This is a genomic window from Streptomyces sp. NPDC015345, assembly GCF_043078805.1.
Taxonomy (GTDB): Bacteria; Actinomycetota; Actinomycetes; order Streptomycetales; family Streptomycetaceae; genus Streptomyces.
In genome coordinates, this window is the sequence record NZ_JBIBTX010000001.1 from 1,367,021 (window position 1) to 1,382,017 (window position 14,997).

The window sequence follows — 14,997 nt, forward strand, 5'->3', positions numbered from 1 at the left end:
GTCAGTGCTGGTAGCCGTACACGCCGCGCGACTGGTCGCGCACGAGACGGCCCTTCTCCAGCTCGATGACCCGCTTGCGCATCTGGTCCACGATCTGCTGATCGTGCGTGGCCATCACGACGGTGGTGCCGGTCCGGTTGATCCGGTCGAGCAGCTTCATGATGCCGACGGAGGTCTGCGGGTCGAGGTTGCCGGTGGGCTCGTCGGCGATGAGGAGCTTCGGCCGGTTGACGAACGCGCGAGCGATCGCCACGCGTTGCTGCTCACCACCGGAGAGCTCGCCGGGCATCCGGTCCTCCTTGCCGCCGAGCCCCACGAGGTCGAGGACCTGCGGGACGGACTTGCGGATCTCACCGCGGGACTTGCCGATGACCTCCTGCGCGAAGGCCACGTTCTCGCCGACGGTCTTGTTGGGCAGGAGGCGGAAGTCCTGGAAGACGGTGCCCAACTGGCGGCGCATGTGCGGCACCTTGAAGTTGGACAGGCGCGCGAGGTCCTTGCCGAGGACGTGCACCTGGCCGTGGCTGGTGCGCTCCTCGCGCAGGACGAGCCGCAGGAAAGTGGACTTTCCGGAGCCGGAGGACCCCACCAGGAAGACGAACTCGCCCTTCTCGATCTCGAGGGAGACGTCCCTCAGAGCGGGGCGGGTCTGCTTGGGGTAGGCCTTGGAGACGTTGTCGAAACGGATCACGGATGCACCACGGGTTGCCGGGGGTAGGTGAGCGTGACCATACGCGAAGGCGGTACGCGAGCGCAGTCGACGTCCGGAGTTGCGCGTTTTGTCACGGAAGTGGCGAGGCTGGGAACCTGCCGAAACCGTCGCGAGAGGGCGGGCCGCGCCGAAATCCGCGGAAGCTGGCACAGTGGTAAGGGGAACGATTGGGTTCCCCGTAGCGTTGGGCAGGCTGAGACTGTGCGGGAGGAGAAGCGCATGACCCTGGATCGGTTGGTATGCGCGAACTGCGCAGCGCCCGTGAATGAAGGCCGCTGCCCCGTGTGCCGGGCCAATCGCGAGCGCATGCAGCAGGAGGGGCCCTTCGCGGGCCTCAACCCCGCGGCACTGATAGCCCTGCTCGTGGTACTGATCGCGGCGGTCGCGCTGCTGGCGCACCAGTCCGCGTAAGGCAGACACGGAAGAAGGGCCCGGAGCTCCGATGAGCTCCGGGCCCTTCTTCCGTGCGTTCCGTACGGCGGCTACGTCACGTACGGCCGGTACGGCGCGTACGTGACGTACATCCGCCTACGTCGCGTGCGTCGGCGCCCGGGATCAGGCGGCGGCGCCGCGGTTGCCGACGAGGCGCGGCAGGATGCGGAAGCCGATGCCGCCGGCGATCATCGTGGCGGCGCCGATCACGAGGAAGGTGGTCTCGGCGGCGCCGGTCTCGGCCAGCTCGCCCTTGCCGGCCTGGTCGCCGCCCTTGGCGCCGGCCTGCTCGACCGGCGTGGAGCCGGTGTCCGTCAGGCTGTCCTTGGCCTTGCCCTGCTCGACGGGGACGGAGCCGCCGCCGTCGGGGCCGGTGTCGTTGCCGCCACCGTTGCCGCCACCGTTGCCGCCGCCATTGCCGTGGCCGCCGCCGTTGCCGTTGTTACCGCCGTTGCCGTTGTTGCCGCCGTTCCCGTTACCCGGGGCGGTCGGGTCCGAGGTGGGCACGGGCGGGTCCGTCGGCTCGGGCGGGTCCGTCGGCTCCGTGGTGGGCTCCGGCGGGTCCGTCGGCTGCGGGGCCGTGGGATCCGGGGCCGTGGGCTCCGTGGTGGGCGCCGGCGGGTCGTCCTGCGGGTCGAGGTCCACGTCCACGCCGACGCCGGTCTCGTCCGCGTGGGCGCCCGCGCCCACCCCGCCGAGGTCGACGCCGACGTCGAGGGCCGAGGCGGCACCCGCGGCGGTCAGCGAGGCACCGGCGGCGATCACGGCGCCCGCGGCTATCCGCGCGATACGGATGCGCGTCTTCTTGGTCATCAGGCTGCTACCCCCAGTAGCTGAAATGTCAGTGAGGCAGCGTCCGGGGCGGCATTCGCCGGGGGCGTTCGATCGGCCCCCACGGATCCCATGCGCCCCGGTAATACGCGTACCGCGCGCTAGCCTTTCCACTTTTCATGGCAGCGTCAAGGTCGTTGCGGGCGCGATGTCCGAAATCGGGGCAGTTGACCGTCGTAGGGACATGTGACTGTGACGTAAAAGGCAACTGCCGCCTCTTGGGCGGCAGTTGCCTTGTCGATAAAGCCGCTTGGAGCGGGTTTTTACTTCTCCTGCTGCTTGCGCCAGCGAATTCCGGCCTCCAGGAAACCGTCGATCTCGCCGTTGAAGACGGACTCCGGATTGCCGACCTCGTACTCCGTACGGAGGTCCTTGACCATCTGGTACGGGTGCAGGACGTACGAACGCATCTGGTTGCCCCAGGAGTTGCCGCCGTCACCCTTGAGGGCGTTCATCTTCGCCTGCTCCTCCTGGCGGCGGCGCTCAAGAAGCTTCGCCTGGAGGACGTTCATCGCGGTCGCCTTGTTCTGGATCTGCGAGCGCTCGTTCTGACAGGAGACGACGATGCCGGTCGGCAGGTGGGTCAGGCGGACCGCGGAGTCGGTCGTGTTGACGCCCTGGCCGCCGGGGCCCGAGGAGCGGTACACGTCGACGCGCAGCTCGCTCTCGTCGATCTCGATGTGGTCGGTCTGCTCGACCACGGGGAGGATCTCGACGCCGGCGAAGGAGGTCTGGCGGCGGCCCTGGTTGTCGAACGGCGAGATGCGGACCAGGCGGTGGGTGCCCTGCTCCACGGAGAGCGTGCCGTAGGCGTACGGGACGTTGACGGCGAAGGTGGTCGACTTGATGCCGGCCTCTTCCGCGTACGAGGTCTCGTAGAGCTCCGTCTTGTAGCCGTGGCGCTCGGCCCAGCGCAGGTACATGCGCTGGAGCTTCTCGGCGAAGTCGGAGGCGTCGACGCCGCCGGCCTCCGCGCGGATGGTGACGACGGCCTCGCGGGAGTCGTACTCACCGGAGAGGAGGGTGCGCACCTCCATCTCGTCGAGGGCCTTCTTGACGGCGGTGAGCTCGGACTCGGCCTCGGCACGGGTGTCCGGGTCGTCCTCCTCCTCGGCCATCTCGAAGAGCACGCTGAGGTCGTCGATGCGCCCGCGCAGCGCCTCGGCCTTCCTGACCTCCGCCTGGAGGTGGCTCAGCTTGCTGGTGATCTTCTGCGCCGCCTCCGGGTCGTCCCACAGGGACGGGGCGGCCGCCTGCTCCTCGAGCACGGCGATATCGGCCCTCATCTTGTCGAGGTCCAGGACGGCCTCGATCGACTCCATGGTCGAGGAGAGGGACTTGAGCTCTTCGGATACATCGACGACTGCCACGACTCCAGCGTAACGGCTACGGCAACCGTCCCCTCCCGCGTGGGGCCTCCGGGGCCCCGTGCCCGGGGGTCAGGGGGTCGGAGGGGCGGAGTTGCCGCTGTCCGGGGGTGTGTCGTCACCCGACGTGGCCACCCAGGTACCGACGCCCGCCGCCGCGACCAGCACCACTCCCGCCACGCCCAGCGTGATCCGCCGGCGCCGGGCGGAGGCGCGGTGCCTGGCGGAACCGGGCCTGGCCGCGCCGGCGGCCCGGGGCGCGCGGGCCGTGCCGCGGGCGCCGCCGGCCAGCTCGTCGGGGCCGGGGACCCGCATGGACGTGTGGGTGTCGCGGTTGGAGTCCGCGGACGCCGAGCCCGGCACCAGGGGCACCGCTCCGCGCCTGGGGGCGGCGGCGCGCGGCTCGGGGGCCGGGGCCGCGTCGTCGTACGCCTCCTCGGATGCGGAGGACTCCGTGTCCGGTTCGTCGACGTCCAGCGGCGGCATGCCCGCGATCAGCGGCAGCAGCTCCCGCAGGCGCGCGGCCAGCTCGGAGGCGCGCAGCCGGGACGCCGGGGCCTTGGCCAGGCACTGGACGAGGAGCTGCCACAGCTCCTCGGGGATGCCCGGGAGCGGCACCACCGTCTCGGTGACGTGGCGCCGCAGGACCGCGCCGGGGTGTCCGCCGCCGAACGGCGTGAAGCCCGCGAGCAGCTCGTACAGGACCGTCGCGAGGGCGTAGATGTCGACGGCCGCGCGCGGCGGCAGGCCCTCGATGATCTCGGGAGCGAGGTAGTCCGGGGTGCCGATGATCTTCGTGGCGCGGGTGCGCCGCGGGGAGTCGATCAGCTTGGCGACGCCGAAGTCGGTGAGCAGGGCCGGATGCGCCCCGCCGGGGCCGAGCGGGCCCTGCATGTCCAGCAGGACGTTCTCGGGCTTGACGTCACGGTGCACGATGCCCGCGGCGTGCGCGGCGGCGAGGCCGTCGGCGACGTCCGCGACGATGGCGACGGCGGCCTCGGGGGCCATGCGGCGCTCGCGGTCGAGGCGGGTGCGCAGGTCCGTGCCGCGTACGAGGTCCATGACCAGGGCCAGGTCATTGCCGTCGACCACCAGGTCGTGGACGCCGACGACGCGCGGGTGGTCGAGGCTGAGCAGGGCCGTGCGCTCCTGGACGAAGCGGCCGACGAGTTCCTGGTCGGACGCCAGGTCCTCGCGCAGCAGCTTGATGGCGACGGGGCCTTCGGGACCCTCGCCGAGCCACACCGTGCCGGCGCTGCCACGGCCCAGGATCTGGTGGGCGGTGTACCGGCTGCCGATCTTGCGCGTCAAGACTGCTCCTACGGATGCGTGTTGGCGACAAAACTACGCGGCATTGCCGCCAACCTTCACTCCGGGAGCAGAAATCACCCTGCCGATGTCGACAAATCCCCAGAACCGTCCGCGCGCTAGTTCGCGCCGAGCTTTCCGATCCAGCCGCTGACCGTGTCGTACCAGGACGTCAGCTGCTCCCAGTAACCCTTCGTCGTGCCGATCCACTCCTGGAGCGGGCTGAACTCCCAGACCAGCCAGCTCGCCACGAAGAGGATGAGCAGCGTGAACAGGCAGCCCTTGAGGCAGCCGAGCCCGGGGATCTTCATCGGGTTGGCGCTGCGCTGACGCGGCTGCCTCGGCTCGCGCGCCGGGCGCGGGGCGGGCTGCTGGGGCGGCGGCGCCTGCGGGGGCGCGGCGTACTGCTGCGGCTGGTGCTGGGGCTGCTGGTACGGCTGCGGCGCGGGGGGCTGCTGACGCCGGCCGCGCGGCTGCTGCGGCGCGTACTGCTGGGGGCGCGGCTGCGGCTGCTGCGGCTCGGGGCGGGCCACCTGCCGCTGAGGGCGCCGACGCAGCGGGTCGTCGCCGGGGTCGAGGTACTGGACCTGGGTCTGGTCGTTGCGGTCGCGGGCCGCGCGCATCTGGTTCTGCCAGGGGTGCGGCTCGTTCGGGTCCGCCCCCGGGGCGCCCGGTGGGACCGGCGGCATGACCGCGGTCGGGTCGGCGGCGCCGGTGCTCGGCAGGACGGACGTCGGGTCGGCGTCGCCCGTGCCCTGGCCGGGGCCGCCGGTGTTCCGCATGACACTCGTCGCCGCGTTCGGGTCGTACGAGCCCGCGGTGTTCGGCAGGACCTGCGTGGGGTCGGCGGCGCCGGGGGCGTCCGGCACGGGGGCCGGGGCCGGGTCGGGCATGAGCAGCGCGCCCACGCCCTCCGCGGCGGCGATCTGCGCGGGGGTGGAGTGCACGCCGATGCCGTCGGCGACGACGCGCAGGGCCCGGGCGAGGTTCTCGGCGCTGGGGCGGCGGTCCGGGTTCTTGTCCAGGCAGCGCTCTATGACCGTCCACAGCGGGTCGGGGACGGTCGAGGGGCGGCGCGGTTCGGCGCTGAGGTGCTGGTGCAGGACCTCGAGGGCCGAGCCCCCGCCGAACGGCGGCCGGCCGGTGACCAGCTCGTACAGCAGGATCCCGGCGCCGTAGATGTCGACGGCGCTGGTCTGCGGGCGGCCCTCGGCGGACTCCGGCGCGACGTACGCGGGCGTGCCGACGAACTCCTGGGTGCGGGTGAGCCCCGGGGAGTCGGCGAGGCGCGCGATGCCGAAGTCGGTGAGCATCGGGTGCATGCCCTGGCCGTCCTGCTTGAGCAGGACGTTCGCCGGCTTCAGGTCGCGGTGCACGACGCCGTCGGCGTGGCTCGCGGCGAGCGCGTCGGCGATCTGGGCGGTCAGCAGGGCCGCCGCGACCGGCGTGAACGGGCCGTTCTCGCGCAGGTAGCGGTGCAGGTCGGGACCGTCGATCAGGTCCATGACCAGGGCAAGGAGGTCACCTTCGACGACCAGGTCGCGCGTCCTGACGATGTTCTCGTGCGTCAGCCTGAGCAGGACGGACCGCTCCCTGAGGAAGCGCATCACGACGTCCGCGTCGTTGGCGAGCTCTTCCTTGAGGACCTTGATCGCCACGGTCTCGCCGGGCTGGCCGGCGACGGCCGCCTCGGCCCCCGCGGTCTCCCGCTGGCGGGCTCGCCAGACGGTGCCCGTGGCGCCGCGTCCGAGCGGCTCCTCGAGCAGGTACTTGCTGCCTACCGGCCGCACGTCATGCGCTCCCTGCTGATCTGGCTGGCCCCCGCCGGACGCTGGTCCCGTCTGGTCCTGTCCGGGGGGCTGTACGAAGGTGTTCCGACCCACTGTAGTGCCGCCGGAGGGGCCGCCGGCCGAACGGAAGCCGACCGTTCGCCTGCCCGGGAGGGAGACGCTCTCCCGTGGCCATTGGTTGCCGCCGAGTTCCCGGTGTGAGCTTCTTCCACGGGTTCCGGCACCTGTCCCCAACGGTCCAAGCAGGCACTTTTCCGAGCAGAGCCGACCAATCAAGATCACTTACGGGTGGCCGCCGGGCGTGTTGTCAGTGGCAGGTGCGAGGATGCCCCCAGTACTGGCCGACGTGCCCGTGTGCGGTGGGGGGAAACACAGCGCGAGTCCCCGTGCCGGGCGCCCAGCGCAGAAGGGACCGCTGACGGCGATGCAGATCCGGCTGACCGTCCTCGGGCCGCGCAGCGGCCAGACCGAGCAGCAAGGCCGCCCCACGGGTGCGGCGGGGGCGCACGGCTCGTGTGACGTCCTGGTCACCGCCCCCGCGGGGACCGCGCTCGCCGCCGTCGCCTCCGGCCTCGCCACGGCCGTCGCGGGCAGCGAGAGCCCCCTCGTGCTGTACGCGGGCCCGGAGCGCCTGGACGCCCAGCGGTGCACGCTCGGTGAGCCCCCCTTGATCGACGGCGCCGTCCTCTCGCTGGGGGCGCCCGCCGAGCCGGGGCCCGAACCGGCCGGGGCGGCCGCCCAGTTGCACGTGGTGGCGGGCCCCGACGCGGGCGGCGTCCATCTGCTGCACGGCGGCCAGATCCGGGTCGGCCGCTCGGCGGAGGCGGACGTCCCGCTGGACGACCCCGATGTCTCCCGGATGCACTGCGCGGTCACGCTCGCGGCGGACGGCCGCGTCACGGTCACGGACCTCGGCTCGACGAACGGCACGTCCGTGGACGGCAGGGATGTCACCGACCGCCCCGTGCGCCTCACCCCCGGCTCCCTGCTGCGCATCGGCGAATCGGCGCTCCGCCTGACGGACGGCGGCCTCGGCCCGGCGTCCGGCGCGGGCGCCGCCCTCTCGACGGCCCCGGACGGTGAGGGCCACGTGCGCGTGCGGGCCGCCGCGACCCCGCAGCCGGCCTTCCTCGCCCCCTCGCACTCCCAGGAGACGCCCGGCCATCACGCGTACGGCTCGGCGCACTGGGGAGCGGCGGGCGGGGACGGCACCGCGAGTGCTGCGGGTGCCGCCCGTGCCCAGGGGACCTCAGGGGCGTACGGCACTCAGGGGGCGTACGGGAGTGCGCAGACCCACGGCGGTGGCCATGGGGTGTACGGCCCGGCCGATGGCGACCCCGGTGTCGTACCGGTGCAGGGCGGCGCGCCGGACGCCGAACAGACCCGTCTCGGGACACCGCTGCGGGGCACGACGGTGCCGCGCGGACTGCGTCGACGCGGCGGCCTCTCGGCCTGGGCCCGTCGGCTGACCGGCGGCAGGGACGGCGGCCAGGGCCAGGACGCGCACGACGGGTACGAGGTGTACGACCGGTACGACGCGCACGACGGCCACGAGGGACACGCGGGCGGCGGTGACGGGGGCTCCGGAGCGTCGGAGCCCACTCCGGAGGAGCTCGCCGTGGCCGCCGCCGCGCGGACGCCCGAGTCGTGGCCGGATCCCGCCGCCCTGCTGCTCACCGCGCTCGGCCCGGGGCCCCGCCTCTGGGAGCGCGGTCCGGCCCATCCGGAGTCCCTCGCGGTGCGGCTCGGCACGGTCGACCGGGCGGGCCCCGACGACCGGGGGCTGCTGCCCGCCGTGCCCGTCACCGTGAGCCTGCGCGAGGTGGGCGCGCTCGGTCTCGCCGGGCCCCGGGAGCGGCTGACCGGCCTGGCCAGGGCGGTCGTCGCCCAGCTCGGCGCACTGCACTCCCCCGACTGCCTGGAGATCGTGCTGATCAGCACGGACCGCGCGCGCCCCACCGAGGAGCGCACCGCGGAGTGGGCGTGGCTCGGCTGGCTCCCCCATCTGCGGCCCACGCACGGCCAGGACTGCCGACTCCTGCTCGCCTACGACCGCGACCAGGCGGCCGCGCGCGTGGACGAGCTGATCCGCCGCCTGGACGACCGCATCGCCGACAGCGCCGACAGCACGGGCGGTACGGACAGCGGCGGCACGCCCGCCGCGGAGCCCGCGTCGCGCACCGTCGTCGTCGTCGACGGCGACCCCGGTTCGGCCGGGCTGCGCGACGCCACGGTCCGGCTCGCCGGTGAGGGCGCGCGGGCCGGGATCCACGTCGTATGCCTCGCCGAGACGGAGGCCGCCTCACCGGCGTCGCCCGTCCTGGACACGTACGAGGCCGCCTGCTCGGTGTCGCCGCCCTTCCGCGCGTGTGGTGCCGTCGCGCTGCTCAGCGGTGACGTGGCGACCGCGCTGCGGCTGATGCGGACGGCGGGCGGGCGCCCCGCGGGGCATGGCACCGTCGCCGCGCTGGACGCGGTGTCGCCTGCCTGGGCCGAGCGGTTCGCGCGGGCGCTGGCGCCGCTGCGGACGGACGGCACGGTCGGTGAGGGGCACGCGCGCGTGTCCGCTCCGCTGCCCCAAGCGGCCAGGCTGCTGGACGAGTTGGGCCTCGCCCGGGCCACGCCCGCCTCGCTGATGGCGCGGTGGGCGGCGGCCGCGGACGACCCCGAGGCGCTCGGCGGGCGGGCCGTCGCCGTGCTCGGGGCGGGGCCGCGCGGGCCCCTCGTCGCCGACCTGGCGGCCGACGGGCCGCATCTGCTCGCCGAGGGTCCCGCGGGCAGCGGGCGCACGGAGCTGCTGCGTTCCGTCGCCGCGTCGCTGGCCGCCGCGGAGCGGCCCGACCGGCTCGGCATCGTGCTCGTCGACGGCCGCGACAGCGGTGGCGGGGGCGCCGGGCGGCAGGGCGCGGGGCTCGGTGTCTGCACGGACCTGCCGCATGTCACGACCCATCTGGTGGCCAACGACCCGGTGCGGATGCGGGAGTTCGCGCAGTCCCTGGCCGCCGAGCTGAAGCGGCGGGCCGAGCTGCTCGGCGTGCTCGGGTTCGCCGAGTGGCACACGCGGCGGGAGGTTTCGGGGCGGTTGGTGGCGCAGCGGTCGCCGTCGTCCTCCGGGGCGGGCGGGGCGTCCTCCGGGGCTGGCGCTGCGGGTGGTTCCGCCGCCGCGCCCGGCCAGCCGTCCGACGGGGATCTGGAGGCGCCGCCGAGTTCCACGATGCGGCTGCGGCCCATGGCGGCGCGGCGGCGGGCCGAGCCAGGGCCTCCGCTGCCCCGGCTCGTGGTGCTCGTCGACGACTTCGACGCACTGCTCGCGCCCGCCCTCGGCTCTCCGGGGCGGCCCGCGGCCGGTTCGGTCGTACGCGCCCTGGAGGCGGTCGCACGGGACGGTGAGCGGCTCGGCGTGCACCTGGTGGCGACCACGGGGCGCAGTGAGCGGATGCCGGAGACCGAGCTGGGGCAGCGGGCCTCGCTGCGGGTGGTGCTCGACGCGGTGACGGCGGGGCCGGAGGAGCCCGCGCCGGGCCGGGGCGAGCTGCGGTCCCCGGACGGCAGGGCCACGGCGTTCCAGGCGGGGCGGGTCACCGGCCGGATTCCCCGGACGGCGACGCTGCGGCCCACGGTTGTGCCGCTGGAGTGGGAGCGGATGGGGGATCCGCCGGCTCGGCGGCCCGTGCGGGAGTTGGGGAACGGGCCGACGGATCTGGCCCTGCTGGCCAGTGCTCTGGAGAGGGCGGCGCGGTCGGTGTCGGCGGATCAGGTGCCGTCGCTCTTGTAGTCGGGGTCGGGTGCGGGGTGGCCTTGGTTCGGCGGGCTGGCCTTGTTGTTCGGCTGCGGGTGCGTTGTGGCTGGGCGCGCAGTTCCCCGCGCCCCTGAGGGGGCGGCCCTGGTTGCGCCGTTCCCCGCGACCCTTACGGGGCGCTGTGAACCCGGGGTGGGTGTTAGCGGATCGTTGCTCCGTAGACCCTCTCCACCTCCATGGTGATCAGTACGCGGCGTTCCGCGACCATCACCGCGCGGTACTCGTCCCAGTCGGGGTGTTCGCCCGCGGCGTTGCGGTAGTACTCCACCAAAGCCTCGACCTCGGGGCCGTGCGGGTCGGTGCCGGGGCCGGTGAGGGTGGCCGTTCCCTCGGCGGTGGCCCAGGCCATGCCGTCGGGGTGGGTGACCTCCAGGGCTGCGCGCGGGTCCCTGCGCAGGTTGGTGGTCTTGGCGGTGCCCGCGGTGGTCGACACCTGGAGGCGGCCGGTGGCGCGGTCGTACGTCGGCAGGACCGGGGAGAGCTGGGGGCGGCCGTCGGACTTGATCGTGGCGAGGACTCCGAGGCGGCTCTCGGCGAGCAGCGCGTGCGGGTCGAAGGAGCCGTCGGTTGCGTCAGTCATGCCGGGCCCAACCGGCGTCGGGTGGTGCCTATTCCCACCAGTGGTGTGACAAGGCGTGGCAAGGGACGATGACGGCACGTCACAACGCCATCACGATCTACGAGTTGACACCGCAGGCCATCTTGCCGCCCCTCCCCGCACGGGCGTAGACCAGAGCGCACGGGACATGCCAGGAAGAGAACGGGGCAGTGATGCGCAGCACTCTTCGCAGGACACGCAGGACACCAGGGTCGCGGCAACACCGGCGTGCCACCGCCAGGTTCACCGCGGCCCTCGTCGCGGGCACGCTCGCGCTCACCGTCACCGCGTGCGGCGGCGACAGCGACGACGGGGACAAGTCGGACGAGAGCGGGGCCAAGGACGGCGGGGCGACGGTCCAGCTGCCCAAGCTGGACGGGCAGACCGTCTCCGTCTCCGCCGTGTGGGGCGGCTCGGAGCGCAAGGTCTTCCTGAAGGTTCTCGACGAGTTCGAGGAGAGGACGGGCGCCAAGGTCTCCTTCGTCCCCGCACAGGACCCCATCATCAGCTTCCTGGAGTCGAAGGTGGCGGGCGGGCAGCCGCCGGACGTCGCGATGCTGCCGCAGGTCGGGGCGATCGAGCAGGCCGTGGCGAACAAGTGGGCCAAGCCGGTCGGCCCCGAGGCGCGGAAGGAGCTGGAGAAGAACTACGCCAAGGGGTGGCAGAACCTCGGCGCGGTCGACGGCAAGCAGTACGGCGTGTACTTCAAGGCCGCCAACAAGTCGCTGATCTGGTACAACACGCGGGTCTTCGAGAACGCGGGCGTGAGCGAACCGAAGACCTGGGACGACTTCATGAAGACGGCCCAGACGGTCTACGACTCCGGGGTGCCGCCGGTATCGGTGGCGGGCGCCGAGGCGTGGACCCTCACCGACTGGTTCGAGAACATCTACCTGTCGCAGGCGGGTCCGGAGAAGTACGACCAGCTCGCCCAGCACGAGATCAAGTGGACGGACCCGTCGGTCAAGGAGGCGCTGACCACGCTCGGTGAGCTGTTCGGGAAGAAGGGCTTCGTCGCGGGCGGCGCGGACGGCGCGTTGCAGACGGAGTTCCCGGCATCCGTGAAGCAGACGTTCAAGGGCGGCGACCAGCCCAAGGCCGGCATGGTCTTCGAGGGCGACATGGTCTCCCTGCCGATCTCCGAGACCAAGGCCGAGGTCGGCAAGGAGGCCAAGGTGTTCCCCTTCCCGGCCGTCGGCGAGGAGTCCCCGGCGGTGGTCGCCGGTGACGCGGCCGTCGCGCTGAAGGACAGCAAGGGCGCGCAGGCGCTGCTGACCTATCTGGCCTCGCCGGACGCCGCGAAGATCTGGGCGGAGGCGGGCGGCTTCATCTCGCCGAACAAGAACCTGGACCTGGCGGCGTACCCGAACGACGTGCAGCGCAACATCGCCAAGGCGCTCATCGCGGCGGGCGACGACATCCGCTTCGACATGTCCGACCAGGCCCCGCAGTCCTTCGGCGGCACGCCAGGCAAGGGCGAGTGGAAGGCGCTCCAGGACTTCCTGAAGAACCCGAAGGACGTCGAGGGGACACAGAAGACGCTGGAGACGGCCGCCGCCAAGGCCTACAAGGACTGACGCGGTGGCGTCCGCGAACGCCGGGGGCACCCCCAAGGTCGTGCCCCCGGCCACGACTCCGCGCAAGAGCGTGACCGGCACCCGCAAGACCGTGGCGGTGCTCTTCCTGCTGCCCGCCCTGGTGCTGCTCGGCGCGCTCGTCCTCTACCCCATCGGGTACTCGCTGTTCCGCAGCTTCTTCGACGAGTCGGGCGACTTCACGGCGTTCGGCAACTACAAGACGCTGTTCACGGACGACAGCATTCTGACCGCCATCAAGAACAACGCGATCTGGGTGGTCGTGGCGCCCACGGTGGCGACCGCGCTCGGCCTGATCTTCGCGGTGCTGACCGAACGGGTGCGCTGGGGCACGGCGTTCAAGCTCGTCATCTTCATGCCGATGGCGATCTCGATGCTCGCCGCGGGCATCATCTTCCGGCTCGTGTACGAGTCGGATCCCGACCGCGGTGTCGCCAACGCCGTCGCGGTGAGCGTGCACGACACGTTCGCCGAGTCGTCGGCGTTCCCGCAGGCGCATCCGGCCATGAACTCGCCTCTGAAGGCGGCCGGCGGCGGCGCGTTCATCACCAAGGAGCCGGTGCGGGCGGGTGAGCCGGTAGCGCTGCCGCTGACGGGCGTACCGCCGAACGAGATGCCGGACGACGCGAAGGCCGCGAAGCCCGCGCAGGCCGATCCGGACCAGGTCACCGGTGCGACCTGGCAGGACTTCACGCGCGGCAAGGGCCGGGGCGAGCCCAACGCGCCCGACACCTCCGAGTTCGGCTACGCGGGCATCCGGATCGAGGCCGTCAAGGGCGGCGAGGTGGTCGCGTCCACCGAGGCGGCGGCGGACGGCACCTTCGCGCTGCCGAAGGAGGCCGACGGTGCCCAACTGCGCTTCCCGGCCTCGAATTTCCGCGAGCCGTACAACGGCGTCGACTGGCTCGGGCCGTCCCTGATCACACCGGCGGTCATCGGCTCGTACCTGTGGATGTGGGCCGGTTTCGCGATGGTCCTGATCGCGGCGGGGCTCGCGAGCGTGCCGCGTGAGCTGCTTGAGGCTGCGCGGGTGGACGGTGCCAACGAGTGGCAGGTCTTCCGGCGGGTGACGGTGCCGCTGCTCGCGCCGGTCCTCGCGGTGGTGCTTGTCACGCTCATGATCAACGTACTGAAGATCTTCGACCTGGTCTTCGTGATCCCGCCGGGCTCGTCGAAGGACGACGCGAACGTCCTGGCGCTCCAGCTCTACAACTCGGCGTTCGGCGACCGTGACACGGGCGTGGCGAGCGCCATCGCGATGCTTCTCTTCCTGCTGGTGATCCCGGTGATGCTGTTCAATATCCGGCGCATGCGGCGGGAGGCACGACGATGACGACGAACCGGGTGGAGACCGTCAAGGCCAAGCAGTCCATGGGCGGGCGGATCGCCTCCGCGCTGGGCGGGACCGCGCTGCGCGTGTTCCTGGTACTGGTGGGTCTGTTCTGGCTGATGCCGACGGTCGGGCTGCTGATCGGCTCGCTGCGGTCCTCCGCCGACATGAGCGAGAGCGGCTGGTGGAAGGTCTTCGGCGCGCCCTCGCAGATGACGCTGGACAACTACGCGAACCTCCTCAAGGACGAGACGATCACCGACTCGCTCCTGGCCAGCGTCACGATCACCGTGCCGGCGACCCTGCTCGTCGTGATCCTCGGCTCGCTCGCGGGGTACGCGTTCGCGTGGATGGACTTCCCGGGGCGTGACTGGTGGTTCATCGCCGTGGTCGGGCTGCTCGTCGTGCCGGTGCAGGTGGCGCTGGTGCCGATCGCCGATCTCTTCGGCAAGATCGGCATCTTCGAGACGACGGTGGGCGTGGTCATCTTCCACGTGGCGTTCGGTCTGCCGTTCGCGATCTTCCTGCTGCGGAACTTCTTCGCGGAGATCCCCCGCGAACTGTTGGAGGCGGCGCGGTTGGACGGGGCGGGTGAGCTGCGGCTCTTCCTGCGGGTCGTGATGCCGCTGGGGGCGCCGGCGATCGCCTCGCTCGGCATCTTCCAGTTCCTGTGGGTCTGGAACGACATGCTGATCGCGCTGATCTTCGCCGATTCGCAGAATCCGCCGATCACGGTGGCGCTTCAGCAGCAGGTGCGGTTCTTCGGTGACAACGTGCACATTTTGGCACCGGGGGCGTTCATTTCGATGGTGATACCGCTGGCGGTGTTCTTCGCGTTCCAGCGGCAGTTCGTGTCGGGGGTGATGGCGGGTGCGGTGAAGTAGCCGTCGCGTGGCGTGGAACGTCTGTACGTACGGTGAGTGGGGCGGCCCTTGGTTGGGCCGTCCCGGTTCGTTGCGGGGTGCCTCGGGTCGTCTTGGGGGCGGGGCCGTGGGGGTAGGTCCGTGCTCGCCATCTTGGTGCGGGGCCTTTGCTGCTTCGGGGCCCTGGTGACCACCACTGTGCTCCGCGCGCACCTACCCCCACGGCCCCTTCGGCGCGTGGGCGGCTGCGGGTCGGTGTGTGGGCCCGGGGCGCCTCGGGGCGTCTGCGGGGCGGGGCCGCGGGGGTAGGTCCGTGCTCGCCATCTTGGTGTGGGGCCTTTGCTGCTTCGGGGCCCTGGTGACCGCCACTGT

At 72.3% G+C, this 14,997-nt stretch carries 11 protein-coding genes; 5 read left to right on the top strand and 6 right to left on the bottom strand.

Annotated features, from left to right (window positions below; all coding sequences use genetic code 11):
• Position 1 precedes the first annotated feature (1 nt).
• Positions 2 to 691 carry a cell division ATP-binding protein FtsE gene (gene ftsE / locus ACF062_RS06195; protein WP_030788113.1) on the bottom strand — a complete coding sequence of 230 codons (690 nt, stop codon included), beginning with the start codon at positions 689 to 691 and terminating at the stop codon, positions 2 to 4.
• A gap of 240 nt (positions 692 to 931) precedes the next feature.
• Between ftsE and ACF062_RS06200 the strand changes: the two genes are divergently transcribed.
• The gene (locus tag ACF062_RS06200; RefSeq protein ID WP_223774921.1) at positions 932 to 1,123 is read left to right on the top strand and encodes a hypothetical protein; all 192 of its coding nucleotides are present in this window, start codon (positions 932 to 934) and stop codon (positions 1,121 to 1,123) included.
• A 144-nt stretch (positions 1,124 to 1,267) separates the two neighbouring features.
• Here the strand turns inward: ACF062_RS06200 and ACF062_RS06205 are convergent, their stop codons facing one another.
• The 4 genes from ACF062_RS06205 to ACF062_RS06220 form a co-directional block, all read right to left on the bottom strand.
• Positions 1,268 to 1,957 carry a hypothetical protein gene (locus ACF062_RS06205; RefSeq protein ID WP_392136264.1) on the bottom strand — a complete coding sequence of 230 codons (690 nt, stop codon included), beginning with the start codon at positions 1,955 to 1,957 and terminating at the stop codon, positions 1,268 to 1,270.
• A gap of 281 nt (positions 1,958 to 2,238) precedes the next feature.
• Positions 2,239 to 3,345 carry a peptide chain release factor 2 gene (gene prfB, locus ACF062_RS06210; RefSeq protein ID WP_223774923.1) on the bottom strand — a complete coding sequence of 369 codons (1,107 nt, stop codon included), beginning with the start codon at positions 3,343 to 3,345 and terminating at the stop codon, positions 2,239 to 2,241.
• A 69-nt stretch (positions 3,346 to 3,414) separates the two neighbouring features.
• Positions 3,415 to 4,653: a serine/threonine-protein kinase gene (locus tag ACF062_RS06215; protein WP_392136267.1), complete on the bottom strand. Its 1,239-nt coding sequence runs from the start codon at positions 4,651 to 4,653 to the stop codon at positions 3,415 to 3,417.
• 116 nt (positions 4,654 to 4,769) lie between these two features.
• Complete coding sequence (locus ACF062_RS06220) at positions 4,770 to 6,440, bottom strand: serine/threonine-protein kinase (RefSeq protein ID WP_392136270.1); 1,671 nt, start codon at positions 6,438 to 6,440, stop codon at positions 4,770 to 4,772.
• A 424-nt stretch (positions 6,441 to 6,864) separates the two neighbouring features.
• On the opposite strand from ACF062_RS06220, the gene ACF062_RS06225 reads away from it, so the two are divergent.
• A complete protein-coding gene (locus tag ACF062_RS06225; protein WP_392136272.1) occupies positions 6,865 to 10,215 on the top strand; it encodes an FHA domain-containing protein in 3,351 nt (1,116 codons plus the stop codon).
• A 163-nt stretch (positions 10,216 to 10,378) separates the two neighbouring features.
• Here the strand turns inward: ACF062_RS06225 and ACF062_RS06230 are convergent, their stop codons facing one another.
• A complete protein-coding gene (locus tag ACF062_RS06230; protein ID WP_392136275.1) occupies positions 10,379 to 10,819 on the bottom strand; it encodes a PPOX class F420-dependent oxidoreductase in 441 nt (146 codons plus the stop codon).
• A 191-nt stretch (positions 10,820 to 11,010) separates the two neighbouring features.
• Between ACF062_RS06230 and ACF062_RS06235 the strand changes: the two genes are divergently transcribed.
• Genes ACF062_RS06235 through ACF062_RS06245 form a run of 3 tightly spaced genes read left to right on the top strand, consistent with a single transcriptional unit; the run spans position 11,011 to position 14,646 of the window.
• On the top strand, positions 11,011 to 12,414 hold the full coding sequence (locus tag ACF062_RS06235) for an ABC transporter substrate-binding protein (RefSeq protein WP_392136278.1): 1,404 nt from the start codon (positions 11,011 to 11,013) through the stop codon (positions 12,412 to 12,414).
• Between the two features lie 4 nt (positions 12,415 to 12,418).
• On the top strand, positions 12,419 to 13,765 hold the full coding sequence (locus ACF062_RS06240) for a carbohydrate ABC transporter permease (protein ID WP_392136281.1): 1,347 nt from the start codon (positions 12,419 to 12,421) through the stop codon (positions 13,763 to 13,765).
• On the top strand, positions 13,762 to 14,646 hold the full coding sequence (locus ACF062_RS06245) for a carbohydrate ABC transporter permease (protein ID WP_392136284.1): 885 nt from the start codon (positions 13,762 to 13,764) through the stop codon (positions 14,644 to 14,646). The genes ACF062_RS06240 and ACF062_RS06245 overlap by 4 nt, the downstream gene beginning before the upstream one ends.
• Positions 14,647 to 14,997 lie beyond the last annotated feature (351 nt).